This window comes from Pseudomonas salmasensis (assembly GCF_014268375.2).
Lineage (GTDB): Bacteria > Pseudomonadota > Gammaproteobacteria > Pseudomonadales > Pseudomonadaceae > Aquipseudomonas > Aquipseudomonas salmasensis.
In genome coordinates, this window is sequence record NZ_CP077083.1 from 1,061,944 (window position 1) to 1,087,465 (window position 25,522).

Consider the following 25,522-nt stretch of genomic DNA (forward strand, 5'->3'; position numbering starts at 1 on the left):
TGTCCCGAGGGACGGAAGCTAACCAGGTAACCCGGCTACACACTGATGGATCGTACAAAGGCCCACGACGCCCGAAGACCGTTCGCAGTTTGCCCTTACCTGCTCAACTCCCCCTTTGAGCCCCATCGTTCATCCCGTCGCCTACCTCCGTCAGATTTGACTTGAACACCAAAGCTTCTGGTCAGCGAGCAACCCTACCCAGGCAACGAATGCCGGGCTGGCAAACGGATACTTCAAACAAGACGCGACGAGGTTTTTCCCCATGGCACTGACACGCGAACAGCAAATTGCAGCCCTTGAAAAAGATTGGGCTGAAAACCCACGCTGGAAAGGCGTAACCCGCGCTTATTCCGCTGCTGACGTCGTCCGCCTGCGTGGCTCGGTCCAACCTGAGCACACCTTTGCAAAACTCGGCGCCGAGAAGCTGTGGAACCTGGTCACCCAAGGTGCCAAGCCTTCTTTCCGTCCCGACAAAGATTTCGTCAACTGCATGGGCGCCCTCACTGGCGGCCAGGCAGTCCAGCAGGTAAAAGCCGGTATCCAGGCGATCTACCTGTCCGGCTGGCAAGTGGCAGCGGACAACAACTCCGCTGAATCCATGTACCCCGACCAATCGCTGTACCCGGTGGACTCGGTACCAACCGTGGTCAAGCGCATCAACAACTCGTTCCGTCGCGCCGACCAGATCCAGTGGAAAGCCGGCAAGAACCCGGGCGATGAAGGCTACATCGACTACTTCGCGCCAATCGTGGCCGACGCCGAAGCCGGTTTCGGTGGCGTACTCAACGCCTACGAACTGATGAAGAGCATGATCGAGGCAGGCGCTGCCGGCGTGCACTTCGAAGACCAACTGGCCTCGGTGAAAAAATGCGGCCACATGGGCGGCAAGGTACTGGTACCGACCCAGGAAGCCGTACAGAAGCTGACCGCCGCTCGCCTGGCTGCTGACGTGGCCGGTACGCCGACCATCATCCTGGCCCGTACCGACGCCAACGCAGCAGACCTGCTGACGTCGGACTGCGACCCGTACGACCAGCCGTTCGTCACTGGCGAACGTACCCAGGAGGGCTTCTATAAAGTGCGCGCCGGCCTCGATCAGGCCATCGCCCGTGGCCTGGCCTACGCGCCGTACGCCGACCTGATCTGGTGCGAAACCGCCAAGCCAGACCTGGACGAAGCACGCCGCTTTGCCGAAGCGATCAAGAAGGAATACCCGGACCAACTGCTGTCCTACAACTGCTCGCCTTCCTTCAACTGGAAGAAGAACCTGGACGACGCGACCATCGCCAAGTTCCAGCGCGAACTGTCGGCCATGGGCTACAAGCACCAGTTCATCACCCTGGCGGGTATCCACAACATGTGGCACAGCATGTTCAACCTGGCGCACGACTACGCCCGCAACGACATGACTGCCTACGTGAAGCTGCAGGAGCAGGAATTCGCTGACGCCGCCAAAGGCTACACCTTCGTGGCGCACCAGCAGGAAGTGGGCACCGGCTACTTCGACGACATGACCACCGTGATCCAGGGCGGCACCTCGTCCGTGACCGCGCTGACCGGTTCGACCGAAGAAGAGCAGTTCCACTAAGTACCGCGTACACGGCCACTGCGGCCCCACGGAAGACCTAACCGCAGTGCCGCGCAACAATCACGCCCCGACTGGTTCGGGGCGTTTTTTTTGCCTCAAAAAAAGGCTCATAGCCCCCCTGTAGGAGCGAGCTTGCTCGCGAAAAACCTGAGAGCACCGCTGGCTGGCTGATTACCCGCGTTATCGTTGACGATTTTCGCGAGCAAGCTCGCTCCTACAGAGAGCGCGCGTATGAGCTGGGTTTTTGCGCAAAACATTGATCCAGAGCGGTATCCGCACAGGCCCAATCGGTTAAAAGGACCGTTGCGACAACTAAGCGACACTCAAGCAAGTAACGGTAACTTCCCGCGCCACATGAGAAACACTCGCTTACACCCCCCGCAAACAATATTCATTATCATTTGGCGCCTGAAAACTTCGTTACAGCTTAAACAAAACATAATTGATGAAAAGCCCGCTAATGCCCACACCACAAGGGCTACAGCCCCAAGAAGGTGCACTATGTGCTTATTCCACCGAATAATTTCGCCCTGGGAATTTTACTTGCCCGGTGTTTAGCCATAAAATCACCGCGATTGATTGCAGTGCGACATATCGTCACTGCATCGTTACTTTTTCGAGCTCAGAGACCTTTGCTCTCTGTTAAGGATTTCCAGCATGACCGACGCGACAGGACTCATGGCCCACAACTGGGGCTTTGCCATTTTCCTCCTCGGTGTTGTAGGCCTTTGCGCCTTCATGCTCGGTGTGTCCAGCCTCCTCGGGTCAAAAGCCTGGGGCCGCAGCAAAAACGAACCGTTCGAATCCGGCATGCTACCTACAGGTGGCGCCCGCTTGCGGCTCTCAGCCAAATTCTATCTGGTCGCGATGCTCTTCGTGATCTTCGATATCGAAGCCCTCTTTCTCTTTGCATGGTCTGTGTCCGTCCGCGAAAGCGGCTGGACCGGATTCGTCGAAGCTCTCGTTTTCATAGCAATTCTGTTGGCAGGTCTTGTCTACCTGTTCCGAGTGGGCGCCCTTGACTGGGCTCCGGAAGCTCGTCGCAAGCGGCAAGCGAAGCTGAAACAATGAGGCTTTGGCAATGCAATACAATCTCACCAGGATCGACCCGGATGCTCCTAACGAGCAGTACCCCATCGGCGAGCGGGAAACCGTTTCCGACCCGTTAGAAGACCAAGTCCACAAAAACATCTACATGGGCAAGCTGGAAGACGTGCTGAGTGGCGCGGTCAACTGGGGGCGTAAAAACTCCCTGTGGCCGTACAACTTCGGCCTTTCGTGCTGCTACGTGGAAATGACCACCGCCTTCACGGCGCCCCACGACATCGCGCGCTTTGGCGCCGAAGTTATCCGGGCCTCGCCGCGCCAGGCGGATTTCATGGTTATCGCCGGTACCTGCTTCATCAAGATGGCGCCGATCATCCAGCGTCTCTATGAGCAAATGCTCGAACCAAAATGGGTTATCTCCATGGGTTCGTGCGCCAACTCCGGTGGCATGTACGACATCTACTCGGTCGTTCAAGGGGTGGACAAGTTCCTGCCCGTGGACGTCTACGTGCCTGGCTGCCCGCCCCGTCCCGAAGCATTCCTTCAAGGCCTGATGCTGTTGCAGGAATCTATTGGCAAGGAGCGTCGCCCACTGTCCTGGGTGGTCGGTGATCAAGGCGTTTATCGCGCCGAGATGCCGTCTCAAAAGGAACAGCGCCGCGAACAGCGAATCGCAGTCACCAACCTGCGCAGCCCCGACGAAGTCTGATCCAGCCCGCTTCTTTTATAGAACGAAAACCTGGCTTCATTCTTTACGTTGACCGAAAGCGATAAAAAACCATGACTACAGGCAGTGCTCTGTACATCCCGCCTTATAAGGCAGACGACCAGGATGTGGTTGTCGAACTCAATAACCGTTTTGGCCCTGACGCCTTCACCGCCCAGGCCACACGCACCGGTATGCCGGTGCTGTGGGTGGCGCGTGCCAGGCTCGTCGAAGTCCTGACCTTCCTGCGCAACCTGCCCAAGCCGTACGTCATGCTCTATGACCTGCATGGCGTGGACGAGCGTCTGCGCACCAAGCGCCAGGGGCTGCCGAGCGGCGCCGATTTCACCGTGTTCTACCACCTGATGTCGCTGGAACGTAACAGCGACGTGATGATCAAGGTTGCCCTGAGCGAGAGCGACCTGAGCATCCCGACCGTGACCGGTATCTGGCCGAACGCCAGTTGGTACGAGCGTGAAGTCTGGGACATGTTCGGTATCGACTTCCCCGGCCACCCGCACCTGACGCGCATCATGATGCCGCCAACCTGGGAAGGTCACCCGCTGCGCAAGGACTTCCCTGCCCGCGCCACCGAATTCGACCCGTTCAGCCTCAACCTGGCCAAGCAGCAACTGGAAGAAGAAGCCGCGCGCTTCCGCCCCGAAGACTGGGGCATGAAGCGCTCCGGCACCAACGAGGACTACATGTTCCTCAACCTGGGCCCGAACCACCCTTCGGCCCACGGTGCCTTCCGTATCATCCTGCAACTGGACGGCGAAGAAATCGTCGACTGCGTCCCGGACATCGGCTACCACCACCGTGGTGCCGAGAAGATGGCCGAGCGTCAGTCCTGGCACAGCTTCATCCCGTACACCGACCGTATCGACTACCTCGGCGGCGTGATGAACAACCTGCCGTACGTGCTCTCGGTCGAGAAGCTGGCCGGTATCAAGGTGCCAGACCGCGTCGACACCATCCGCATCATGATGGCCGAGTTCTTCCGCATCACCAGCCACCTGCTGTTCCTGGGCACCTATATCCAGGACGTCGGCGCCATGACCCCGGTGTTCTTCACCTTCACCGACCGTCAGCGCGCCTACAAAGTCATCGAAGCCATCACCGGTTTCCGCCTGCACCCGGCCTGGTACCGCATCGGCGGCGTGGCCCACGACCTGCCGAACGGTTGGGAGCGCCTGGTCAAGGAATTCATCGACTGGATGCCCAAGCGTCTGGACGAGTACCAGAAAGCCGCCCTGGACAACAGCATCCTCAAAGGCCGCACCATCGGCGTCGCGCAGTACAACACCAAAGAGGCCCTGGAATGGGGCGTCACCGGTGCCGGCCTGCGTTCCACCGGTTGCGACTTCGACCTGCGTAAAGCGCGCCCGTACTCCGGCTACGAGAACTTCGAGTTCGAAGTACCGCTGGCGGCCAATGGCGATGCCTACGACCGTTGCATCGTGCGCGTCGAAGAAATGCGCCAGAGCCTGAAGATCATCGAGCAGTGCATGCGCAACATGCCGGCCGGCCCGTACAAGGCGGATCACCCGCTGACCACGCCGCCGCCAAAAGAGCGCACGCTGCAGCACATCGAAACCCTGATCACGCACTTCCTGCAGGTTTCGTGGGGCCCGGTCATGCCGGCCAACGAATCCTTCCAGATGATCGAAGCGACCAAGGGTATCAACAGTTATTACCTGACGAGCGATGGCGGCACCATGAGCTACCGCACCCGGATTCGTACCCCAAGCTTTGCCCACTTGCAGCAGATCCCTTCGGTGATCAAAGGCGAGATGGTCGCGGACTTGATTGCGTACCTGGGTAGTATCGATTTCGTTATGGCCGACGTGGACCGCTAAGCATGAACAGCACGCTTATCCAGACAGACCGTTTCACCTTGAGTGAAACCGAGCGCTCGGCCATCGAGCACGAGCTGCATCACTACGAAGACCCGCGCGCGGCGTCTATCGAAGCCTTGAAGATCGTTCAGAAGGAACGTGGCTGGGTGCCCGACGGCGCCCTCTACGCCATCGGCGAGATCCTCGGTATCCCCGCCAGCGACGTTGAAGGCGTGGCCACGTTCTACAGCCAGATCTTCCGCCAGCCGGTAGGCCGCCACATCATTCGCGTGTGCGACAGCATGGTCTGCTATATCGGCGGCCATGAGTCCGTGGTCAGCGAGATCCAGAACAAGCTGGGCATCGGCCTCGGCCAGACCACCCCGGACGGCCGCTTCACGCTGCTGCCGGTGTGCTGCCTGGGCAACTGCGACAAGGCGCCGGCGTTGATGATCGACGACGACACATTCGGTGACGTACAGCCCGCTGGCGTTACCCAATTGCTCGAGGGCTACCCATGACCCTGACTTCCTTCGGCCCGGCCAACCTGATCAAGCGTTCGGCCGAGACTCACCCCCTCACCTGGCGCCTGCGTGACGACGGCGAGCCGGTATGGCTCGACGAGTACCAGGCCAAGAACGGTTACGCGGCTGCGCGCAAAGCCTTCGCCGACATGGCCCAGGACGATATCGTCCAGACCGTGAAGGACGCCGGCCTCAAGGGCCGCGGCGGTGCGGGCTTCCCCACCGGCGTGAAGTGGGGCCTGATGCCCAAAGACGAATCCATCAACATCCGCTACCTGCTGTGCAACGCGGATGAAATGGAGCCCAACACCTGGAAAGACCGCATGCTGATGGAGCAACTGCCCCATCTGCTGATCGAAGGCATGCTGATCAGTGCCCGTGCGCTCAAGACCTACCGCGGCTACATCTTCCTGCGTGGCGAGTACACCACCGCCGCCAAGCACCTGAACCGCGCCGTGGAAGAAGCCAAGGCCGCAGGCCTACTGGGCAAGAACATCCTCGGTTCCGGTTTCGACTTCGAACTGTTCGTGCACACCGGCGCCGGGCGTTATATCTGCGGTGAAGAAACCGCACTGATCAACTCCCTCGAAGGCCGCCGCGCCAACCCGCGCTCCAAGCCGCCCTTCCCTGCCGCCGTGGGCGTGTGGGGCAAGCCGACCTGCGTGAACAACGTCGAGACCCTGTGCAACGTGCCGGCGATCATCGCCGACGGCGTGGACTGGTACAAATCCTTGGCGCGCGAAGGCAGCGAAGACATGGGCACCAAGCTCATGGGCTTCTCCGGCAAGGTCAAGAACCCTGGCCTGTGGGAGCTGCCGTTCGGCGTGACCGCTCGCGAGCTGTTCGAGGACTACGCCGGCGGCATGCGCGACGGCTACACCTTGAAAGCCTGGCAGCCAGGCGGCGCCGGCACCGGTTTCCTGCTTCCTGAGCACCTGGACGCACAAATGTATGCCGGCGGCATCGGCAAGGTGGGCACCCGGATGGGTACCGGCCTGGCAATGGCGGTCGACAACACCGTGAACATGGTCTCGCTGCTGCGCAACATGGAGCAGTTCTTTGCCCGTGAATCCTGCGGCTTCTGCACCCCCTGCCGTGACGGTTTGCCGTGGAGCGTCAAGCTGCTGATGGCCCTGGAAAACGGCGAAGGCCGCGAGGGTGATATCGAAACCCTGCTGGGCCTGGTCGGTTTCCTCGGCCCAGGCAAGACCTTCTGTGCTCACGCACCGGGCGCCGTGGAGCCATTGGGCAGCGCAATCAAATACTTCCGCTCGGAGTTCGAAGCCGGCATCGCGCCCACCAGCGCCGCCGTCCCGCCTCTGGCGAAGCCGATCGTAGTCGGCGCATAACGCTTAAACAGGCGAAGGGTCCGTGCCCTTCGCCTGCTCATGTGCTGACGCCTTCAAGGCTGTGTAGATGCACATGAATAACAAGATTCCATTAGCCACGCCCGCTGACAACGGGCCAACGAAGAACTTTGAACCATGGCCACTATCCACGTAGACGGCAAAGCGCTCGAAGTCGATGGGGCAGACAACCTGTTACAGGCGTGTCTGTCACTCGGCCTCGACATCCCGTATTTCTGCTGGCACCCCGCGCTTGGTAGCGTCGGTGCCTGTCGCCAGTGTGCGGTCAAGCAATACACCGACGAGAACGACACCCGTGGTCGTATCGTCATGTCCTGCATGACCCCAGCCACCGACAACACCTGGATCTCCATCGACGATGAAGAATCCAAGGCGTTCCGCGCCAGCGTTGTCGAATGGCTGATGACCAACCACCCCCACGACTGCCCGGTCTGTGAGGAAGGCGGTCACTGCCACCTGCAAGACATGACGGTGATGACCGGCCACAACGAGCGCCGTTATCGCTTCACCAAGCGTACCCACCAGAACCAGGACCTCGGCCCGTTCATTTCCCACGAAATGAACCGCTGCATCGCCTGCTACCGCTGCGTGCGCTTTTATAAAGACTACGCCGGCGGCACCGACCTGGGTGTATTCGGCGCCCACGACAACGTGTACTTCGGTCGCGTTGAAGACGGCGTACTGGAGAGCGAGTTCTCCGGCAACCTCACCGAGGTCTGCCCCACCGGTGTGTTCACCGACAAGACCCACTCCGAGCGCTACAACCGTAAGTGGGACATGCAATTTGCGCCGAGCATCTGCCATGGCTGCTCCAGCGGTTGCAACATCTCCCCGGGCGAGCGCTACGGTGAACTGCGTCGTATCGAAAACCGCTTCAACGGTTCGGTCAACCAGTACTTCCTGTGCGACCGTGGCCGTTTCGGCTATGGCTACGTCAACCGCGAAGACCGCCCACGCCAGCCCCTGCTGGCCGATGGCGCCAAGCTGAGCCTGGACGCCGCGCTGGATAAAGCCGCCGACCTGCTGCGCGGGCGCACTATCGTGGGTATCGGTTCGCCACGCGCCAGCCTCGAAAGCAACTATGCGTTGCGCGAGCTGGTGGGTGCCGAGCACTTCTACAGCGGCATCGAAGCCGGCGAGCTGGAGCGTATTCGCCTGGTCCTGCAAGTGCTGAACGACAGCCCGCTGCCCGTGCCGAACATGCGCGACATCGAAGACCACGATGCGATCTTCGTGCTCGGTGAAGACCTGACCCAGACCGCCGCGCGTATCGCGCTGTCGCTGCGTCAATCGGTCAAAGGCAAAGCCGAAGAAATGGCCGACGCCATGCGCGTGCAGCCTTGGCTCGACGCCGCCGTGAAGAACATCGGCCAGCACGCGCTGAACCCGCTGTTTATCGCTTCCCTGGCTGAAACCAAGCTCGACGACATCGCCGAAGAATGCGTGCACGCCGCGCCGGACGACCTGGCCCGCCTCGGTTTCGCCGTGGCCCACGCCCTCGACGCCAGCGCACCTGCGGTTGAAGGCCTGGACACTGAAGCCGTGGAACTGGCCCAGCGCATTGCCGACGCCCTGCTGGCCGCCAAACGCCCATTGATCATCGCAGGCACCTCGTTGGGTTCCAAGGCGCTGATCGAAGCCGCCGCCAACATCGCCAAGGCCCTGAAGCTGCGCGACAAAAACGGCTCCATCAGCCTGGTAGTGCCGGAAGCCAACAGCCTGGGCCTGGCCATGCTCGGTGGCGAGTCCGTGGACGCTGCGCTGCAAGCCGTGATCGACGGCAACGCCGATGCCATCGTGGTACTGGAAAACGACCTGTACACCCGCACCGCTGCGGCCAAGGTTGACGCTGCGCTCAACGCCGCCAAGGTGCTGATCGTCGCCGACCACCAGAAGACCGCCACCAGCGACCGCGCCGACCTGGTGCTGCCAGCCGCCACCTTCGCCGAAGGCGACGGTACCCTGGTCAGCCAGGAAGGCCGCGCCCAGCGCTTCTTCCAGGTGTTCGATCCCAAGTACATGGACGCCAGCATCCTGGTGCACGAAGGCTGGCGCTGGCTGCATGCCCTACGCGCCACCCTGCTGAACCAGCCGATCGACTGGACCCAGCTCGACCACGTCACCGCTGCCACCGCTGCCAGCGCGCCGCAACTGGCTCGTATCGTCGATGCCGCGCCGTCCGCTGCGTTCCGTATCAAAGGCCTGAAACTGGCCCGCGAACCGTTGCGTTACTCCGGTCGTACCGCCATGCGTGCTGACATCAGCGTGCACGAACCGCGTACCCCGCAGGACAACGACACCGCGTTCGCCTTCTCCATGGAAGGTTACTCGGGTTCGGCCGAACCGCGTCAGCAGGTGCCATTTGCCTGGTCGCCGGGCTGGAACTCGCCGCAGGCCTGGAACAAGTTCCAGGACGAAGTCGGTGGTCACATCCGCGCTGGCGACCCGGGCACCCGCCTGATCGAAACCAGCGGTGACTCGCTGAACTGGTTCGCTGCGGTACCGCGTCCGTTCAACCCGGCGCCGGGCACCTGGCAGGTCGTGCCGTTCTTCCACCTGTTCGGCAGCGAAGAAACCTCTTCCAAGGCCGCGCCGGTGCAAGAGCGCATTCCTGCCGCCTACGTGTCCGTGGCCAAGTCCGAAGCCGACCGCCTGGGCGTCAACGACGGTGCCCTGCTCAGCCTCAACGTGGCCGGCCAGACCCTGCGTCTGCCGCTGCGTATCAATGACGAGCTGGGTGCCGGCCTGGTTGCACTGCCTAAAGGCATCGCCGGTATTCCGCCTGCCATTTTCGGCAAAACCGTTGACGGTCTGCAGGAGGCAGCGCAATGACTTGGTTCACGCCGGAAGTAATTGACGTGATCATCTCGGTGGTCAAGGCCATCGTGATCCTGTTGGCCGTGGTCGTCGCGGGCGCCCTGCTCAGCTTCGTCGAACGTCGCCTGCTGGGCTGGTGGCAGGACCGTTACGGTCCGAACCGCGTTGGCCCGTTCGGCATGTTCCAGATCGCTGCCGACATGCTGAAAATGTTCTTCAAGGAAGACTGGACCCCACCGTTTGCCGACAAGGTGATCTTCACCCTGGCACCGGTGGTCGCCATGAGCGCCTTGCTGATTGCGTTTGCGATCATCCCGATCACCCCGACCTGGGGCGTGGCGGACCTGAACATCGGCTTGCTGTTCTTCTTCGCCATGGCCGGTTTGTCGGTATACGCGGTGCTGTTCGCCGGTTGGTCGAGCAACAACAAGTTCGCCCTGCTGGGCAGCTTGCGTGCCTCGGCGCAAACCGTATCCTATGAAGTGTTCATGGGGTTGGCACTGATGGGCATCGTGGTGCAGGTTGGCTCGTTCAACATGCGCGACATCGTCGAGTACCAGGCACAGAACCTGTGGTTCATCATTCCGCAGTTCTTCGGCTTCTGCACCTTCTTCATCGCTGGCGTGGCCGTGACTCACCGTCACCCCTTCGACCAGCCGGAAGCGGAACAGGAACTGGCCGACGGTTACCACATTGAATATGCCGGCATGAAGTGGGGCATGTTCTTCGTCGGTGAGTACATCGGCATCATCTTGATCTCGGCCCTGCTGGTCACGCTGTTCTTCGGCGGCTGGCACGGTCCGTTTGGCATCCTGCCGCAGTTGGCCTTCTTCTGGTTCTTCCTGAAGACCGCGTTCTTCATCATGCTGTTCATCCTGCTGCGCGCCTCGATTCCGCGCCCACGCTATGACCAGGTGATGGATTTCAGCTGGAGATTCTGCCTGCCGCTGACCCTGATCAATTTGCTGGTGACGGCTGCCGTCGTGTTGTTGAACACGCCCGCTGCCGCGGTTCAGTGAGGATTTGACCCATGTTCAAATATATTGGCGACATCGTTAAGGGTACCGGTACCCAGTTGCGAAGCCTGGTGATGGTGTTCGGTCACGGCTTTCGCAAACGCGACACCCTGCAATACCCCGAAGAAGCGGTGTACCTGCCGCCGCGCTATCGCGGCCGCATCGTACTGACCCGCGACCCCGACGGCGAAGAGCGTTGCGTAGCCTGCAACCTGTGCGCCGTGGCGTGCCCGGTGGGTTGCATTTCCCTGCAGAAAGCTGAAACCGAAGATGGTCGCTGGTACCCGGACTTCTTCCGCATCAACTTCTCGCGCTGCATTTTCTGCGGCCTCTGCGAGGAAGCTTGCCCGACCACCGCGATCCAGCTGACGCCGGATTTCGAGATGGCCGAGTTCAAACGTCAGGACCTGGTGTACGAGAAAGAAGATCTTTTGATCTCTGGTCCCGGTAAAAACCCTGATTACAACTTCTATCGTGTTGCAGGTATGGCCGTTGCCGGTAAGCCAAAAGGCGCCGCACAAAACGAAGCCGAGCCGATCAACGTGAAGAGCTTGCTGCCTTAAGGAAGAAAGATGGAATTCGCTTTCTATTTCGCATCGGGTATTGCAGTGGTGTCCACGCTTCGCGTGATCACCAACACTAACCCCGTGCACGCCCTGCTCTACCTGATCATTTCGCTGATCGCCGTGGCCATGACCTTTTTCAGCCTCGGCGCACCGTTCGCCGGTGTGCTGGAAGTGATCGCCTACGCCGGCGCCATCATGGTGCTGTTCGTGTTTGTGGTGATGATGCTCAACCTGGGGCCGGCTTCGGTCGCCCAGGAGCGCGTCTGGCTCAAGCCCGGCATCTGGCTCGGCCCGGTTGTCCTCGCAGCCCTGCTGCTGGGTGAACTGCTGTATGTGCTGTTCGCTCACCAGAGCGGCCAGGCCATCGGCCACACCACCGTAGACGCGAAAGCCGTGGGCATCAGCCTGTTCGGCCCGTACCTGCTGGTGGTCGAACTGGCTTCGATGCTGCTGCTCGCCGCAGCCATCACTGCCTTCCACTTGGGCCGCAACGAAGCCAAGGAGCAATGACGATGCCTGCTATCCCTTTGGAGCATGGTCTGGCGGTCGCCGGCATCCTGTTCTGCTTTGGCCTGGTCGGCCTGATGGTTCGCCGTAACATTCTGTTCGTGTTGATGAGCCTGGAAATCATGATGAACGCCGCGGCATTGGCGTTCATCGTGGCAGGCGCACGTTGGGGCCAGCCGGATGGGCAAGTGATGTTCATCCTGGTGATCAGCCTGGCAGCCGCCGAAGCCAGTATTGGCCTGGCGATCCTGCTGCAGCTGTATCGTCGCTTCCACACGCTTGATATCGACGCTGCCAGTGAGATGCGCGGATGAACATGATCTTTCTGACTTTCGTATTCCCCCTGATCGGTTTCCTGCTGCTGTCGTTCTCTCGCGGGCGCTGGTCGGAAAACCTCTCGGCCCTGATCGGCGTGGGCTCCATCGGCCTGTCGGCTATCGTGGCCGCCTACGTCATCTGGCAATTCAACGTGGCACCGCCCGAAGGCGGCCACTACACCCTGGTGCTGTGGCAGTGGATGGCGGTTGAGGGCTTCAAGCCCAACTTCGCCCTCTACGTCGACGGCCTGTCGATCACCATGCTCGGCGTGGTGGTGGGTGTGGGCTTCCTGATCCACCTGTTCGCGTCCTGGTACATGCGCGGTGAAGCGGGCTACTCGCGCTTCTTCTCGTACACCAACCTGTTTATCGCCAGCATGCTGTTCCTAGTGCTGGGCGATAACCTGTTGTTCCTGTACTTCGGCTGGGAAGGCGTGGGCCTGTGCTCGTACCTGTTGATCGGTTTCTACTACAGCAACCGCAACAATGGTAACGCGGCACTCAAGGCGTTTATCGTCACCCGCATCGGCGACGTGTTCATGGCCATCGGCCTGTTCATCCTGTTCCAACAGGTGGGCACGCTGAACATCCAGGAACTGCTGGTACTGGCACCGCAGAAATTCCAGGTCGGTGACTTCTGGATCACCCTGGCGACCCTGATGCTGCTGGGCGGCGCCGTGGGTAAATCTGCGCAACTGCCGCTGCAAACCTGGCTGGCGGATGCGATGGCCGGCCCTACCCCGGTATCGGCACTGATCCACGCCGCCACCATGGTAACCGCCGGTGTCTACCTGATCGCCCGTACCCACGGCCTGTTCACCCTGGCGCCGGACATCCTGCACCTGGTGGGCATCGTCGGCGGCGTGACCCTGGTACTGGCCGGCTTCGCCGCGCTGGTGCAGACCGACATCAAGCGTATCCTCGCCTACTCGACCATGAGCCAGATCGGCTACATGTTCCTGGCCCTGGGCGTCGGCGCCTGGGACGCGGCGATCTTCCACCTGATGACCCACGCGTTCTTCAAGGCCCTGCTGTTCCTCGCCTCCGGTGCGGTGATCGTGGCCTGCCACCACGAGCAGAACATCTTCAAGATGGGCGGCCTGTGGAAGAAACTGCCACTGGCCTACGCCAGCTTCATCGTCGGTGGTGCCGCCCTGGCCGCCCTGCCGTTGGTGACCGCCGGTTTCTACTCCAAGGACGAGATCCTCTGGGAAGCTTTCGCCAGCGGTAACCAGAACCTGCTGTACGCAGGCCTGGTGGGTGCGTTCATGACCTCGCTGTACACCTTCCGCCTGATCTTCATCACCTTCCACGGTGAAGCCAAGACCGAAGCGCACGCAGGCCATGGCATCTCCCACTGGTTGCCACTGTCGGTGCTGATCGTACTGTCGACGTTCGTCGGCGCGATGATCACCCCGCCGCTGCACGGTGTACTGCCACAAAGCGTCGGCCATGCCGGCGGCGAAGCCCAGCACAGCCTGGAAATCGCCTCGGGCGCCATCGCCATCGCCGGTATACTGCTGGCGGCCCTGCTGTTCCTCGGCAAGCGTCGCTTCGTAACCGCCGTGGCCAACAGTGGCATTGGTCGCTTCCTGTCGGCCTGGTGGTTCGCGGCCTGGGGCTTCGATTGGATCTACGACAAACTGTTCGTCAAACCATACCTTGCGATCAGCCACGTGCTGCGCAAAGACCCGCTCGACCAGACCATCGGTTTGATCCCGCGTGCCGCCAAGGCCGGTCACACCGCCCTGAGCCGCAGCGAGACCGGCCAATTGCGTTGGTATGCAGCGTCCATGGCGGCGGGTGCCGTTCTGGTGATCGGCGCCATCGTCGTGGTAGCGGTCTGACTATGTTTAAGTGCACTGCGTACTTTGCGAACTTGCGAAAGGAAACGAGCCCGTCATGATTCTGCCCTGGCTAATCCTGATCCCCTTTATCGGCGGCCTGCTCTGCTGGATGGGTGAACGCTTCGGCGCCACCCTCCCCCGCTGGATTGCGTTGCTGACCATGTCCCTGGAACTCGCGCTCGGCCTCTGGCTGTGGGCCCATGGTGACTATTCATTCGCTCCGGCACCGGGTGTCGATCCCACCTTCGCGCTTGAATTCAAGCACGTGTGGATCCAGCGCTTCGGCATCAACGTACACCTGGCCCTCGACGGCCTGTCGCTGTTGATGATCCTGCTGACCGGCCTGCTGGGTATCCTCTCGGTACTCTGCTCCTGGAAAGAGATCCAGCGTCACGTGGGCTTCTTCCACCTGAACCTGATGTGGATCCTGGGCGGTGTTGTCGGCGTGTTCCTGGCGCTGGACCTGTTCATGTTCTTCTTCTTCTGGGAAATGATGCTGGTGCCGATGTACTTCCTCATCGCGCTCTGGGGTCACAGTTCTTCGGACGGCAAGAAAACCCGGATCTACGCGGCGACCAAGTTCTTCATCTTCACCCAGGCTTCCGGCCTGATCATGTTGGTGGCGATCCTGGGCCTGGTACTTGTCAACTTTAACAACACCGGCGTGATTACCTTCAACTACGCCGACCTGTTGAAAACCAAGATGTCGCTGACCACCGAGTACGTGCTGATGCTGGGCTTCTTCATCGCCTTCGCGGTGAAGCTGCCGGTGGTGCCGTTCCACTCCTGGTTGCCTGACGCCCACGCCCAGGCGCCGACTGCCGGCTCCGTGGACCTGGCCGGTATCCTGTTGAAGACCGCTGCCTACGGCCTGCTGCGTTTCGCCCTGCCGCTGTTCCCGAATGCTTCGGCCGAATTCGCGCCGATCGCCATGACCCTGGGTCTGATCGGGATCTTCTATGGTGCGTTCCTGGCCTTCGCGCAAACCGACATCAAGCGTCTGATTGCCTTCTCGTCCGTTTCCCACATGGGTTTCGTACTGATCGGCATCTACTCCGGCAGCCAACTGGCGCTGCAAGGCGCGGTGATCCAGATGTTGGCCCACGGTGTTTCGGCCGCTGCCCTCTTTATCCTGAGTGGCCAGCTGTACGAGCGCCTGCACACCCGTGACATGCGTGAAATGGGTGGCGTGTGGTCGCGCATCGCGTACCTGCCGGCGATCAGCCTGTTCTTCGCCGCCGCGTCGCTGGGCTTGCCGGGTACCGGTAACTTCATCGGCGAGTTCCTGATCCTGATGGGTGCCTTTGTGCAGACGCCGTGGATCAGCGCCATCGCCACGTCCGGCCTGGTGTTCGGTTCGGTTTACTCGCTGATCATGATCCACCGTGCCTATTTCGGCCCGGCCAAGTCCGACACCGTCCTGCAAGGGATGGATGCGCGCGAACTGATCATGGTGCTCGGCCTTGCGGTATTGCTGATCTTCATCGGCGTGTACCCGCAACCGTTCCTGGACACTTCTGCCGCAACGATGCATGGCGTGCAGCAGTGGTTCGGCACCGCCTTCTCCCAACTCGCTTCGGCCCGGTAAGAGCGCTATGGAATTCACGATCCAACACTTTATCGCGCTTGCGCCGCTGCTGATTACCAGCCTCACCATCGTGGTGGTGATGCTGGCAATCGCCTGGCGCCGCAATCACTCGCAAACGTTCCTGCTGTCCTGCGCCGGGTTGAACCTGGCCCTGCTGTCGATCATCCCGGCCCTCAAGGTCGCGCCACTGGCGGTCACGCCATTGATGATGGTCGATGACTTCGCGTTGCTGTACATCGCCCTGATCCTGGTGGCGACCCTGGCCTGCGTCACCCTCGCCCACGCCTACCTCGGCGAAGGCGGCACCGGCTACCCGGGCAACAAGGAAGAGCTGTACCTGCTGATCCTGCTGGCTGCGGCCGGCGGTATCGTGCTGGTCAGCGCGCAGCACCTGGCGGGCCTGTTCATCGGCCTGGAACTGCTGTCGATCCCGACCTACGGCCTGGTGGCCTACGCCTTCTTCAACAAGCGCTCCCTGGAAGCCGGCATCAAGTACATGGTGCTGTCGGCTGCAGGTTCCGCGTTCCTGTTGTTCGGTATGGCCCTGCTCTACGCCGAAGCCGGCAGCCTGAGCTTCACCGGTATCGGCCACGCCCTGGCCGCCACCAACAGCCCGGCGCCGATTGCCCAACTGGGCCTGGCGATGATGCTGATCGGCCTGGCGTTCAAGCTGTCGCTGGTGCCGTTCCATCTGTGGACCCCAGACGTGTACGAAGGCGCCCCAGCGCCGGTGGCCGCGTTCCTGGCCACGGCGTCCAAGGTGGCCGTGTTTGCGGTGATGGTGCGTCTGTTCCAAATCTCCCCCGCCGCCAACACCGGCGTGCTGAGCAACGTGCTGACGGTGATCGCCATTGCGTCGATCCTGTTCGGTAACCTGCTGGCCCTGACCCAGAACAACCTCAAGCGTCTGCTGGGTTACTCGTCTATCGCCCACTTCGGCTACCTGCTGATCGCCTTGGTGGCGAGCAAAGGCCTGGCTGTAGAAGCCATCGGCGTGTACCTGGTCACCTACGTGATCACCAGCCTGGGTGCGTTCGGCGTCATCACCTTGATGTCGTCGCCGTACAAAGGCCGTGACGCCGACGCCCTGTACGAATACCGCGGCCTGTTCTGGCGCCGTCCGTACCTGACCGCCGTACTCACCGTGATGATGCTGTCCCTGGCCGGTATTCCGTTGACGGCGGGCTTTATCGGCAAGTTCTACATCGTCGCGACCGGTGTCGAAGCCCACGAATGGTGGCTGGTCGCCTCGTTGGTACTGGGCAGCGCCATCGGCGTGTTCTACTACCTGCGTGTGATGGTGACCCTGTACCTGATCGAGCCAAACCTGCGCCGTGTGGATGCCGAGCTGCACTGGGAACAGAAAGCCGGTGGCGTGATGCTGCTGGCGATCGCCCTGCTCGCGTTCTTCCTGGGCGTGTACCCGCAACCGTTGCTCACCCTGGTGCAGCACGCGGTGCTGGGCGTTTGATCGCTTAGGTTGATGCAGTGAAAAGAACGGCGCCTTTGGGCGCCGTTTTGCGTTTCAGGGGTAAGGTATTAGAGAGGCGGAGCATCCACCATCGCCTTCGCGGGCAAGCCCGCTCCCACAATTGGAATGCGTCCCCCTGTAGGAGCGAGCTTGCTCGCGAGAAACGTCAACGATAACGCGTGCTTCCTGAATAAGCGCGGCGCCTGTGAGTTTTTCGCGAGCAAGCTCGCTCCTACATGCCATCAATACACAGGCCCTCATTGCCCCTATCGTGGCGCAAAAGCTACGGATATAAAAACGCCTCGATTCACATCGAGGCGTTTGTGTTCAGCTTGAGGTTTGCCCGAGCGACAGCGTCAGAACGCGATACCCACCTTGAAACCATACTCATCGCGCTTGAGCTTGGTGTTGTCGGCCACATAGGAATCGTTATCGAGCTTGTACTCAGTGCGGGTGTAGTACAGGCCCGCCATCACTGGCAGGTCGCCCTTCTGGTTCATCAGCAGGCTGACTTCGGCGTAAGGGTTGGTGCGGTCCTTGAGGTCTACGGTGTCGCTGCCAACGCCGTCGACCTTGAGCTTGGCGCGGCCATCGATGGTGTGACGGGCGCCGGCTTCAACGCGCAGGGTCATGTCATCGAACTGGTGGTTGTAGCCCAAAGCGGCCTTGGCAAACGGCGACTTGTTGGTGAGCTTCATGTCGTAGCCATTGGTGTCCGGCTCGTAGCGGGTCCAGCTGTAGCCACCACCCACGATCACGTCGACAAAATTGCGCGCATCCAGCGCGGCACGCCAGCCGAGGTCGAGGTCGGCCTGGCCTTCCTTAAGTTTGTTATCGCTTTTTTCGCCGTACTTGGCTTCGATACCGGCCTGGTAGATAAAGCCCGACTCGGCAGTGAGCTTGTTGCCGAAGTTGTAGAACAGGCCGGCTTCGGGCATGTGGTCTTTGTCGCTTTCGCTACCGCCTTCAAGTTTGAAGTCGTTGTAGCTGCCCATGATCCCGAACGTGGAAATCGGGTCAGTGGAAGGTGCTGCGAACACCACGCCAGGCGCAGCCACCAGGGCCAGCAACGAGGTGTTCTTGAGGAATTTTCCGAATAGTTTGGACATCGTTTTACATCTCCATTTTAAGGTGGGCAAAGTATTCAGGAATCGGTTCGAACCTTGGCGTTTGCAAAAAGTTCGAACGGATTTGCACCAAAATGGAGGAAAAACGATTCAGCGAAGGCTCTATCTCAAGACTCTTCAGGATTCATGCGAATCAGGTGTTCAACGGCTTCGCGAAGTTGAGGCTGCTCCGGCAGCCGAATGCCGAAGGTGTCGCGCAACAGTCCCAGTAACTCATCGACACTCTCCAGCGTGCGCTTTTCGCTGGGTCGATCCAGATAATGAAGGGCATAGCGGGCGTTGGCCAAGGTATGACGTTTACCGGGCGCAAGCAGCGCGGCTTTCAACTGCCCTACGAACGGTGAGCCAGGGTGCGTGGAGACGTACCAGTTGCCGATTTCATAGTCGATGTCGGCCTGGGTTTGCAGGTCGAACACGTACAGGCCGCGCCACTCCTCGCCCACCTGGGCCCATAGCGTGTAGCTGCCTTGATTGAGCGTCAGTCGATAAGGCTCATGAGCGGTGGCCTGGGGCGCTTCGGTGTCCAGTTGCAACGGACTGCTGGGCACCATGCCGCCAAAACCGACATCGGTGATATAGCGCACGCCGTCGAGGGTCACCAGGCTCAAGCGATGGGTTCGCCCGGTGTGGGCGTCCGGTGGGCCGCCGATCACAACGCGCCCGGTGATGCCACGGGCATCAAAGCCCAGTTCCAGCAACAGCGCCAGAAACAGCTGGTTCAACTCGTAGCAATAGCCGCCACGCCCCTCATGCAGCACCTTACGCTCGACGCTGGGCAGGTCGATCGGCACCGGTGCATGCATCAGGGTCGACAGGCTTTCAAAGGCGAAGGTGCACACATGGCGCAGTTGCAGGTCCCGCAGGGTTTGCAGGGTGGGCGGCGGTGGCGAGGCATAGCCCAGGCGTTGCAGGTACAGGCGGCTATTGGCGAGTGTGTGCATGGCGCGATCCTTGGGCGCAGGGCAAGAGCGTCACTATGCCGCGCCTCTGTGTGCGTTGTCATTTTGAATGAACCTTTTGGAGCGCCAGCCTATCCATCTATAACAAGATTGGGAGGCAACATGAGTACCGCAAAAATCTACACCGTCCACTATCAGCTACACGGTAAACCCAAGTCTTTCGTGGTGCGCGCCGAGGTGATGAACAACGCCGAGGCCTGGCATTGGGCGGCCGTCGATGCCGACATTGCCCATGTCAGCCGCATCGGTCGCGTGGGTCACGAGCAGGTGAAAAAAACCACCCGGCCCTGGGCGGAAAAATACGGCATCAGCGACGTCAGCTGGTCCCCGCCCAGATAAACAAAGCCCCGCACACAGGCGGGGCTCGGTTCACTGCTTCAAGTCGCCCAACGGATCGTAGGGCGGCTTTTTTTTCGCGGTCTCGTCGTCCTTTTTGTCCAAGGGCGCAATAGCCGGGCCGATTGGATCGACCTGCGGGTCGGCCAGGTCCGGCGAGTCCGGGTCGAAGCCCAGTTCATCCTTGCCACTGGCATGTTCGTTGGAATGGGGGCCATCGGTACGCTTGTTCATCAGGTTCTCCTGTTAAAGCGGGCGGGCTTTGTCGTGGAGGTTTTCCAGGTCTTCTTCGACGCGCTGCACATCGTCTTCCGGGCCGCGTTCTTTCGGGTCATTGGGGCGCAATGCATCGTTGTCGCGCTCCTCTTCACCGGGGGTGCGGTGCGGGTCGGGTGTACCAGGCGGTGGTTGTTTATAGTCGGGCATGACGGCTGACCTCATGAAGGGTTCACCGTTTTAGAGAAATCGCCCGCAGCCATCGTTCAACTTCATTGCGCCAGGCATGAGAAGATGAGCGCCCTTTCTGGAGACCTGCCCCGGATGTTCGAGCTCAAACCCTGTGACCCCGCCACCTATCGCCAACAGACCCGCCGCAGCACGCTGATCGTCGCTGTGCTGTTCCTGGCCTTGGCCATGCTGCTGTCGAGCCTGGCGGTGATGCTGTTCGGTGAGCCTGGCGGTGATAATTTTCGCTTCAATGTCGGCGGCGTCTTTGCTGGCGTGTTGATCACCGTCGCGCTGGTACGTGGCCCGTTCTGGACCCAACCCTGGATGGCGTCGGCGGTGTATGGCTGGCAACTCAAACGCAGCCTGATGAGCGTGACCAATGTGATGCACAAGGTCAGCGAGCGGGTGCAGGCCAATGACCCGTCAGCCATCAAGCTGTTGCGCTTCTATCACCTGGGGCTGACGCAGATGCACGAACTGGACGCCAACTCCAGCGCCCAGGCGCAACTGGTGGGCGAGATCCAAGCCCACCAGGCAAAGATGCAGGCGCTGGGCATTGATCTCGCGCAAACCCGGTTGGACCCGGCCTGGCTGGACAGTCTGAAAAACGCATAAGGCCGATCAGCGCCTGGGCTAAAAAATTAACATACTGAAAAACAAGAAAATTCTTACATCATTTCACGGCGGTCATTCCCACTCTACGCACCTCCCTCTTTAAACTCGCCTGAGAACCGTGCCTATGTGCGATCGCCACCCCTCTATGAAAGGCCGACGAAGCTTCCTGCAGCTGGCTGCCGTCAGCGCAGGTGCAACCCTGCTTGCCGGCGCAATGCCCTCCCTGGTGCACGCAGCCCCGACACCCGCGAGTATGCCCAAGCCCACCAACGACCTCAGCCCACCGCTTGCCCTGCAGCGGCTGATGGAAGGCAACCGGCGTTACGCCGATGGCGTGACCAAGCGTCATGATTTTATGAGCGAACGCGAAGCGTTGGTGGGCGGGCAAAATCCGTTTGTCGCGGTGTTGAGCTGCGCCGATTCGCGCATCGCTCCCGAATACGCTTTCGACACCGCCCGCGGTGACCTCTTCGCGGTGCGGGTCGCGGGCAACTTCGTCACCGATAACGGGCTTGCCAGCCTCGAATATGCCGTGGCAGTATTGGGTACGCCGTTGATCATGGTATTGGGGCACGACCAGTGCGGCGCCGTCGCAGCAGGGGTCAAGGCGGTCAAGGATAACGCCCGCTTCCCCGGCAAGATCCAGGGCTTGGCCGACACCTTCAAACCCTCGGTGAACAAGGTATTGAAAGCGCCCGGCGACCTGCTGGAAAACGCTATTGCACAAAATGTCACCGACACCATGGCGCGGCTCACGGCTGAATCAAGCCTGTTGGCCGACGCGGTCGCGGCGGGAAAACTGCTGATAGTCGGCGGCGTGTACAAGCTGCACAGCGGCAGGGTAAAAATGCTCGGCTAAGCGTTTTGTAGGAGCGAGCTTGCTCGCGAAACACGCGAAGGCGCCGCGTTGATTCAGGCGGCGCGCGTTATCGTTGAGGTTTTTCGCGAGCAAGCTCGCTCCTACAGGGGGCAATAATCGCTCAAGGAAGCGGCGTCTCAAAAACCACGCCCAGGTCCAGGCGCCCGTCCTTCAGCGGCGGGCACCAGTAATAGCCCCCCGTCAACGGCTTGCTGATGCGATACAGGCCATCGACAATCCCATCTTCCAACCCACTCATGCGTCGCAACTGCGCTTCGAACGCATCGAAAGAATGACCAAATGCGAGGAACATCAAACCCGCCTGGCCATTTTCGGCCCAGGGCATGGAGCGGCGCACCACGAAGGCTTCCGGGGTGAAGCTCTCCTGGGCGGTGCGCTTGGTATGGGCCGACTCGGGGGCGTCGTCGAGCTCTTCGTTATCGCCATGGCGGCGGCCAATGATGTGGTCACGCTCCTGGGCAGGCAGCGCGGCGAAACCGTCAAGGTCGTGCTGCCATTGCTGGATAGCGGCGAAGCTGGCGCCGCTGTCGGTCAGCGCGGCCTCCACGGCGGCATCGTCGTGGGGGTTTTCGGTGCCGTCTTCGTAGTCGGTCAGGTCAAAACCGGTCTTGTAGCGGAAGCCTTCTGTCGACTGCACCAGGCGAAACGCCGGGGCCAGGGCTTTTTCCACGGCCCGGCTGCGCAGCAGCAACTCACCGCGATCCACCCCATGCAGCCATACCCACAGCGCCTGTTGAGTCGACGGGTTGTGGGCGCCAGGGCCGCTGACGGCCGGGAATGAGCGCAGCCCTGGGATCTGGGCACCCAGCGCCGTTACCAGCGGCTCACCGAAACCCACCACGGCCGCCGCATCCGTCAACTGCACCAGTGCGTCCAGCGCAGCGGGCACGGCTTGCAACGAATCGAGGGCGAAAAACAGATGGCGGGCCTGCAAAGGCACCGGTGCGGCAAGAATGCCCGGCTGGTACTGACTCATGTGAACTCCTTCTGAAAAGCCGCGCAGTTTACCCGGCGCACACCGCGCTGCGAACAAGAATGCGCGCAAGCCTTGCGTTAGAGCCGCTTGTTGGGTGACTCTCTAGTCATGTTTTGCAACTATTCCAGGGGTAGCGACATGACCACCAGCAACCTGCTCGCCCAGCTGTTTCCCACCTCCACCGCGCAGATTCCCGAGCAATTTCGCCTGGCCGCGCCCATTGAGCAACGTGAATACCTGGTCGATGGCCAGTTGCAGGTGTGGAACGGCCCGCTAGCCCGCGTGCAAAGCCCGGTGCAACTGGGTGACGAGCGCGTGCACATCGGCAGCACGCCGCTGCTGGATGCCGACACCGCCCTCACCGCCCTGGATGCTGCCGTGCGCGCCTACGACCGAGGCCAGGGTGCATGGCCGACGATGCGCGTGGTTGAGCGTATCCAGCACGTCGAGACGTTCTTGCGGCGCATGCGCGAACAGCGCGATGCGGTGGTCAAGCTGCTGATGTGGGAGATCGGCAAGAACCTCAAGGACTCGCAGAAAGAATTCGACCGCACCTGCGACTACATCACCGACACCATCAATGCCCTCAAGGAACTCGACCGCCGCAGCAGTCGCTTTGAACTGGAGCAGGACACTCTCGGCCAGATCCGCCGCGTGCCCCTGGGCGTGGCGCTGTGCATGGGGCCTTACAACTACCCGTTGAACGAGACCTTCACCACGCTGATCCCGGCCTTGATCATGGGCAATACCGTGGTGTTCAAGCCGGCCAAGCTGGGTGTGCTGTTGATCCGCCCCTTGCTGGAAGCCTTCCGCGACAGCTTCCCGGCCGGGGTGATCAACGTGATCTACGGCAGCGGCCGCGAGACCGTAAGCGCGCTGATGGCCAGCGGCAAGATCGACATCTTTGCGTTTATCGGCACCAACAAGGCCGCCAGTGATTTGAAAAAGCTGCACCCCAAGCCGCACCGTTTGCGTGCTGCGCTGGGGCTGGATGCCAAAAACCCGGGGATCGTGCTGCCCGAAGTGGACCTGGACAATGCAGTGAACGAAGCCGTCACCGGTTCGCTGTCGTTCAACGGCCAGCGTTGCACCGCGTTGAAAATCCTGTTCGTACATGAAGACGTGGTGGAACGCTTTATCGAGAAATTCAACGCCAAGCTGGCGACGCTCAAGCCCGGCATGCCCTGGGACGACGGCGTAGCGCTGACCCCATTGCCGGAAGTGGGTAAGGTCGATTACCTCAACGAGCTGGTGGCCGACGCGGCGCGCCATGGCGCCAAAGTGATGAACCCCGAGGGCGGCAGCAGCCGTGGTTCGTTCTTCTACCCGGCGGTGCTGTACCCGGTGAACCCGCAGATGCGTGTCTACCACGAAGAGCAATTCGGCCCGGTGGTGCCGATCGTGCCCTACCGTGACCTGGACACCGTGATCGACTACGTGCTGGACTCGGATTTCGGCCAGCAGCTGAGCCTCTTCGGCACCGACCCCGTGGAAGTCGGGCGCCTGGTGGACACCTTCGCCAACCAGGTGGGCCGCATCAATATCAATGCCCAATGCCAGCGCGGGCCGGACACCTTTCCGTTCAACGGGCGCAAGAACTCGGCCGAGGGCACGTTGTCGGTACATGACGCCTTGCGCGTGTTCTCGATCCGCACCTTGGTGGCGACCAAGTTCCAGGAGAGTAACAAGGCGTTGGTCAGCGACATTTTGCGCAACCGCGATTCGAGTTTCCTGACTACCGACTACATCTTTTAAGAGCGCCGCCGAACAAAATGTGGGAGCGGGCTTGCTCGCGAAAGCGGAGTGTCATTCAACAAACTTTTAACTGATACACCGCTTTCGCGAGCAAGCCCGCTCCCACCATTCAGACCGAGCCTGCCCTACTTACTGAGGCCACTTCAATACTGATGAACCTGCCCTTCTTTGCCCGGCGCCTGCTGCGCCCCTTGCTCGACCCCTACCGCCGCTTTCGCCATGCCAAGCTGATCCATGCCGCGCGCGTGTCGGTGGGTTTGCTGGCAACCATCCTGCTGACCACCGGCCTCAACCTGCCCCACGGTGAATGGGCGTCGGTGACCATGCTGATCGTGATCGGCGGGTTGCAGCACCACGGCAATATCGGCAAGAAAGCCGTCGAGCGCGCCTACGGCACCTTAATCGGCGCCAGCGTCGGCTTGCTGCTGGTGGTGCAACAGGCTTACTTCGGCGTGCCGTTGCTCACCTACCTGTTGATGTCGGTGGTGTGCGGGTTCTTTTCCTATCACGCCATCGGCAAGGGCGGTTACATCGCGCTGCTGTCGGCGATCACGGTGTTTATTGTCGCCGGCCATGGCGACAACCCGATCTCCGATGGCCTGTGGCGCACCGTCGATATCCTGATCGGCATCGTACTGGCCCTGGCGTTTTCCTTCGCACTGCCGTTGTACGCCGTGTATTCGTGGCGCTACAACCTGGCCAGCGCCCTACGTGACTGCGCGCAGATTTATAGCCGGATCATCAATGGACAATCGATAACCGACGATGAACACCTCAAGCTGCTCAACCGCTTGAATGGGGCAATGGTGCAACTGCGCTCGTTGATGCCGTCGGTATCCAAGGAAGTGCGGATTTCCATGACTGAACTGGATGCGATCCAGCGGCATCTGCGCATGTGCATCAGCACTCTGGAGATTCTGGGCAATACCCGACCGGACCCGCGCGATGAACAGGCCACGGCAAGGATGCGGGTGATGTTGAAGGCCGAGCATCGGCAGATTCGGGTGCAACTGGTGGGGATGGCGCGGGCGTTGAAGTCGGGAGTGACGGAGCGGTTGGAGCGTAGCAGTGACGCGACAGGCAGTACGCCTGCGCTGGATGCGCCGGTTTACAGTGCGCTGGATGGGTATCGATTGTTGACGGTGCAATTGGCGGCGAATGTGAACGCGATGCGTCAACGGTTGGCCAAGCATTCATCGCACTGGAAGATTTAAATTTATAAGAATCA

General features: G+C 60.9%; 24 protein-coding genes. 19 read left to right on the plus strand and 5 right to left on the minus strand.

Annotated features, from left to right (window positions below; translation table 11 throughout):
• The first annotated feature begins 262 nt into the window (after window positions 1-262).
• From aceA to nuoN, 14 genes are all read left to right on the plus strand, one after another.
• Window positions 263-1,588: an isocitrate lyase gene (aceA, locus tag HU731_RS04425; RefSeq protein ID WP_003174717.1), complete on the plus strand. Its 1,326-nt coding sequence runs from the start codon at window positions 263-265 to the stop codon at window positions 1,586-1,588.
• A 657-nt stretch (window positions 1,589-2,245) separates the two neighbouring features.
• The gene (locus HU731_RS04430; RefSeq protein ID WP_003192109.1) at window positions 2,246-2,659 is read left to right on the plus strand and encodes an NADH-quinone oxidoreductase subunit A; all 414 of its coding nucleotides are present in this window, start codon (window positions 2,246-2,248) and stop codon (window positions 2,657-2,659) included.
• Window positions 2,660-2,669: 10 nt separating this feature from the next.
• The gene (locus HU731_RS04435; protein WP_003174719.1) at window positions 2,670-3,344 is read left to right on the plus strand and encodes a NuoB/complex I 20 kDa subunit family protein; all 675 of its coding nucleotides are present in this window, start codon (window positions 2,670-2,672) and stop codon (window positions 3,342-3,344) included.
• 71 nt (window positions 3,345-3,415) lie between these two features.
• Window positions 3,416-5,200 carry an NADH-quinone oxidoreductase subunit C/D gene (gene nuoC, locus HU731_RS04440; protein ID WP_003192111.1) on the plus strand — a complete coding sequence of 595 codons (1,785 nt, stop codon included), beginning with the start codon at window positions 3,416-3,418 and terminating at the stop codon, window positions 5,198-5,200.
• Window positions 5,201-5,202: 2 nt separating this feature from the next.
• Window positions 5,203-5,700 (plus strand): NADH-quinone oxidoreductase subunit NuoE, encoded by a 498-nt coding sequence (gene nuoE / locus HU731_RS04445; protein WP_003174721.1) that lies wholly within the window; start codon window positions 5,203-5,205, stop codon window positions 5,698-5,700.
• Entirely contained in the window at window positions 5,697-7,052 is a 1,356-nt protein-coding gene (gene nuoF / locus HU731_RS04450; RefSeq protein WP_032896666.1) for an NADH-quinone oxidoreductase subunit NuoF, read from the plus strand. The genes nuoE and nuoF overlap by 4 nt, the downstream gene beginning before the upstream one ends.
• Window positions 7,053-7,187: 135 nt before the next feature.
• The gene (nuoG, locus tag HU731_RS04455; RefSeq protein WP_186609198.1) at window positions 7,188-9,902 is read left to right on the plus strand and encodes an NADH-quinone oxidoreductase subunit NuoG; all 2,715 of its coding nucleotides are present in this window, start codon (window positions 7,188-7,190) and stop codon (window positions 9,900-9,902) included.
• A complete protein-coding gene (gene nuoH, locus HU731_RS04460) occupies window positions 9,899-10,906 on the plus strand; it encodes an NADH-quinone oxidoreductase subunit NuoH (protein WP_003174724.1) in 1,008 nt (335 codons plus the stop codon). Before nuoG ends, nuoH begins: the two co-directional genes overlap by 4 nt.
• A gap of 11 nt (window positions 10,907-10,917) precedes the next feature.
• Window positions 10,918-11,466, plus strand: a complete 549-nt coding sequence (nuoI, locus tag HU731_RS04465) for an NADH-quinone oxidoreductase subunit NuoI (protein WP_003174725.1) — start codon at window positions 10,918-10,920, stop codon at window positions 11,464-11,466.
• A gap of 9 nt (window positions 11,467-11,475) precedes the next feature.
• The gene (nuoJ, locus tag HU731_RS04470; protein WP_003174726.1) at window positions 11,476-11,979 is read left to right on the plus strand and encodes an NADH-quinone oxidoreductase subunit J; all 504 of its coding nucleotides are present in this window, start codon (window positions 11,476-11,478) and stop codon (window positions 11,977-11,979) included.
• Between the two features lie 2 nt (window positions 11,980-11,981).
• Window positions 11,982-12,290: an NADH-quinone oxidoreductase subunit NuoK gene (gene nuoK, locus HU731_RS04475; protein ID WP_186609197.1), complete on the plus strand. Its 309-nt coding sequence runs from the start codon at window positions 11,982-11,984 to the stop codon at window positions 12,288-12,290.
• Entirely contained in the window at window positions 12,287-14,140 is a 1,854-nt protein-coding gene (nuoL, locus tag HU731_RS04480; protein WP_186609196.1) for an NADH-quinone oxidoreductase subunit L, read from the plus strand. Before nuoK ends, nuoL begins: the two co-directional genes overlap by 4 nt.
• A 55-nt stretch (window positions 14,141-14,195) precedes the next feature.
• On the plus strand, window positions 14,196-15,728 hold the full coding sequence (nuoM, locus tag HU731_RS04485; protein WP_014718913.1) for an NADH-quinone oxidoreductase subunit M: 1,533 nt from the start codon (window positions 14,196-14,198) through the stop codon (window positions 15,726-15,728).
• 7 nt (window positions 15,729-15,735) lie between these two features.
• Window positions 15,736-17,199, plus strand: a complete 1,464-nt coding sequence (gene nuoN / locus HU731_RS04490) for an NADH-quinone oxidoreductase subunit NuoN (RefSeq protein WP_003192122.1) — start codon at window positions 15,736-15,738, stop codon at window positions 17,197-17,199.
• A 356-nt stretch (window positions 17,200-17,555) separates the two neighbouring features.
• On the opposite strand, the gene HU731_RS04495 is transcribed toward nuoN, so the two are convergent.
• The gene (locus HU731_RS04495) at window positions 17,556-18,308 is read right to left on the minus strand and encodes an outer membrane beta-barrel protein (protein WP_003192126.1); all 753 of its coding nucleotides are present in this window, start codon (window positions 18,306-18,308) and stop codon (window positions 17,556-17,558) included.
• A gap of 125 nt (window positions 18,309-18,433) precedes the next feature.
• Window positions 18,434-19,267: an arylamine N-acetyltransferase family protein gene (locus HU731_RS04500; protein WP_186609195.1), complete on the minus strand. Its 834-nt coding sequence runs from the start codon at window positions 19,265-19,267 to the stop codon at window positions 18,434-18,436.
• A gap of 120 nt (window positions 19,268-19,387) precedes the next feature.
• Between HU731_RS04500 and HU731_RS04505 the strand changes: the two genes are divergently transcribed.
• Entirely contained in the window at window positions 19,388-19,624 is a 237-nt protein-coding gene (locus HU731_RS04505; RefSeq protein WP_003192128.1) for a DUF6555 family protein, read from the plus strand.
• A 30-nt stretch (window positions 19,625-19,654) separates the two neighbouring features.
• Here HU731_RS04505 and HU731_RS04510 read toward each other — a convergent pair whose 3' ends face one another.
• Window positions 19,655-19,855 carry a DUF6021 family protein gene (locus HU731_RS04510; protein WP_186609194.1) on the minus strand — a complete coding sequence of 67 codons (201 nt, stop codon included), beginning with the start codon at window positions 19,853-19,855 and terminating at the stop codon, window positions 19,655-19,657.
• Between the two features lie 12 nt (window positions 19,856-19,867).
• On the minus strand, window positions 19,868-20,047 hold the full coding sequence (locus HU731_RS04515) for a hypothetical protein (protein ID WP_044274608.1): 180 nt from the start codon (window positions 20,045-20,047) through the stop codon (window positions 19,868-19,870).
• Window positions 20,048-20,161: 114 nt separating this feature from the next.
• Here HU731_RS04515 and HU731_RS04520 point away from each other — a divergent pair, with 114 nt between their 5' ends.
• Both HU731_RS04520 and HU731_RS04525 read left to right on the plus strand, forming a co-directional pair.
• Window positions 20,162-20,683, plus strand: a complete 522-nt coding sequence (locus HU731_RS04520; protein ID WP_186609212.1) for a DUF3087 family protein — start codon at window positions 20,162-20,164, stop codon at window positions 20,681-20,683.
• Window positions 20,684-20,828: 145 nt separating this feature from the next.
• Window positions 20,829-21,542: a carbonic anhydrase gene (locus HU731_RS04525; protein ID WP_225931596.1), complete on the plus strand. Its 714-nt coding sequence runs from the start codon at window positions 20,829-20,831 to the stop codon at window positions 21,540-21,542.
• A 121-nt stretch (window positions 21,543-21,663) separates the two neighbouring features.
• On the opposite strand, the gene HU731_RS04530 is transcribed toward HU731_RS04525, so the two are convergent.
• A complete protein-coding gene (locus tag HU731_RS04530; protein ID WP_186609192.1) occupies window positions 21,664-22,539 on the minus strand; it encodes a Dyp-type peroxidase in 876 nt (291 codons plus the stop codon).
• 138 nt (window positions 22,540-22,677) lie between these two features.
• Here HU731_RS04530 and HU731_RS04535 point away from each other — a divergent pair, with 138 nt between their 5' ends.
• Window positions 22,678-24,294 carry an NADP-dependent glyceraldehyde-3-phosphate dehydrogenase gene (locus tag HU731_RS04535; protein WP_186609190.1) on the plus strand — a complete coding sequence of 539 codons (1,617 nt, stop codon included), beginning with the start codon at window positions 22,678-22,680 and terminating at the stop codon, window positions 24,292-24,294.
• A 152-nt stretch (window positions 24,295-24,446) separates the two neighbouring features.
• Entirely contained in the window at window positions 24,447-25,508 is a 1,062-nt protein-coding gene (locus tag HU731_RS04540) for an FUSC family protein (RefSeq protein ID WP_186609188.1), read from the plus strand.
• Window positions 25,509-25,522 lie beyond the last annotated feature (14 nt).

Coding starts and splice junctions, on each gene's coding strand:
- HU731_RS04510 (WP_186609194.1), bottom strand. CDS start 19,855: ATGAACAAGCGTACCGATGGCCCCCATTCCAACGAACATGCCAGTGGC.
- HU731_RS04535 (WP_186609190.1), top strand. CDS start 22,678: ATGACCACCAGCAACCTGCTCGCCCAGCTGTTTCCCACCTCCACCGCG.
- nuoG (WP_186609198.1), top strand. CDS start 7,188: ATGGCCACTATCCACGTAGACGGCAAAGCGCTCGAAGTCGATGGGGCA.
- aceA (WP_003174717.1), top strand. CDS start 263: ATGGCACTGACACGCGAACAGCAAATTGCAGCCCTTGAAAAAGATTGG.
- nuoL (WP_186609196.1), top strand. CDS start 12,287: ATGAACATGATCTTTCTGACTTTCGTATTCCCCCTGATCGGTTTCCTG.
- HU731_RS04515 (WP_044274608.1), bottom strand. CDS start 20,047: ATGCCCGACTATAAACAACCACCGCCTGGTACACCCGACCCGCACCGC.
- nuoN (WP_003192122.1), top strand. CDS start 15,736: ATGGAATTCACGATCCAACACTTTATCGCGCTTGCGCCGCTGCTGATT.
- nuoM (WP_014718913.1), top strand. CDS start 14,196: ATGATTCTGCCCTGGCTAATCCTGATCCCCTTTATCGGCGGCCTGCTC.
- nuoE (WP_003174721.1), top strand. CDS start 5,203: ATGAACAGCACGCTTATCCAGACAGACCGTTTCACCTTGAGTGAAACC.
- HU731_RS04495 (WP_003192126.1), bottom strand. CDS start 18,308: ATGTCCAAACTATTCGGAAAATTCCTCAAGAACACCTCGTTGCTGGCC.
- HU731_RS04435 (WP_003174719.1), top strand. CDS start 2,670: ATGCAATACAATCTCACCAGGATCGACCCGGATGCTCCTAACGAGCAG.
- nuoH (WP_003174724.1), top strand. CDS start 9,899: ATGACTTGGTTCACGCCGGAAGTAATTGACGTGATCATCTCGGTGGTC.
- HU731_RS04430 (WP_003192109.1), top strand. CDS start 2,246: ATGACCGACGCGACAGGACTCATGGCCCACAACTGGGGCTTTGCCATT.
- nuoF (WP_032896666.1), top strand. CDS start 5,697: ATGACCCTGACTTCCTTCGGCCCGGCCAACCTGATCAAGCGTTCGGCC.
- nuoI (WP_003174725.1), top strand. CDS start 10,918: ATGTTCAAATATATTGGCGACATCGTTAAGGGTACCGGTACCCAGTTG.
- HU731_RS04520 (WP_186609212.1), top strand. CDS start 20,162: ATGTTCGAGCTCAAACCCTGTGACCCCGCCACCTATCGCCAACAGACC.
- nuoJ (WP_003174726.1), top strand. CDS start 11,476: ATGGAATTCGCTTTCTATTTCGCATCGGGTATTGCAGTGGTGTCCACG.
- nuoC (WP_003192111.1), top strand. CDS start 3,416: ATGACTACAGGCAGTGCTCTGTACATCCCGCCTTATAAGGCAGACGAC.
- HU731_RS04500 (WP_186609195.1), bottom strand. CDS start 19,267: ATGCACACACTCGCCAATAGCCGCCTGTACCTGCAACGCCTGGGCTAT.
- HU731_RS04540 (WP_186609188.1), top strand. CDS start 24,447: ATGAACCTGCCCTTCTTTGCCCGGCGCCTGCTGCGCCCCTTGCTCGAC.
- HU731_RS04530 (WP_186609192.1), bottom strand. CDS start 22,539: ATGAGTCAGTACCAGCCGGGCATTCTTGCCGCACCGGTGCCTTTGCAG.
- HU731_RS04505 (WP_003192128.1), top strand. CDS start 19,388: ATGAGTACCGCAAAAATCTACACCGTCCACTATCAGCTACACGGTAAA.
- HU731_RS04525 (WP_225931596.1), top strand. CDS start 20,829: ATGAAAGGCCGACGAAGCTTCCTGCAGCTGGCTGCCGTCAGCGCAGGT.
- nuoK (WP_186609197.1), top strand. CDS start 11,982: ATGCCTGCTATCCCTTTGGAGCATGGTCTGGCGGTCGCCGGCATCCTG.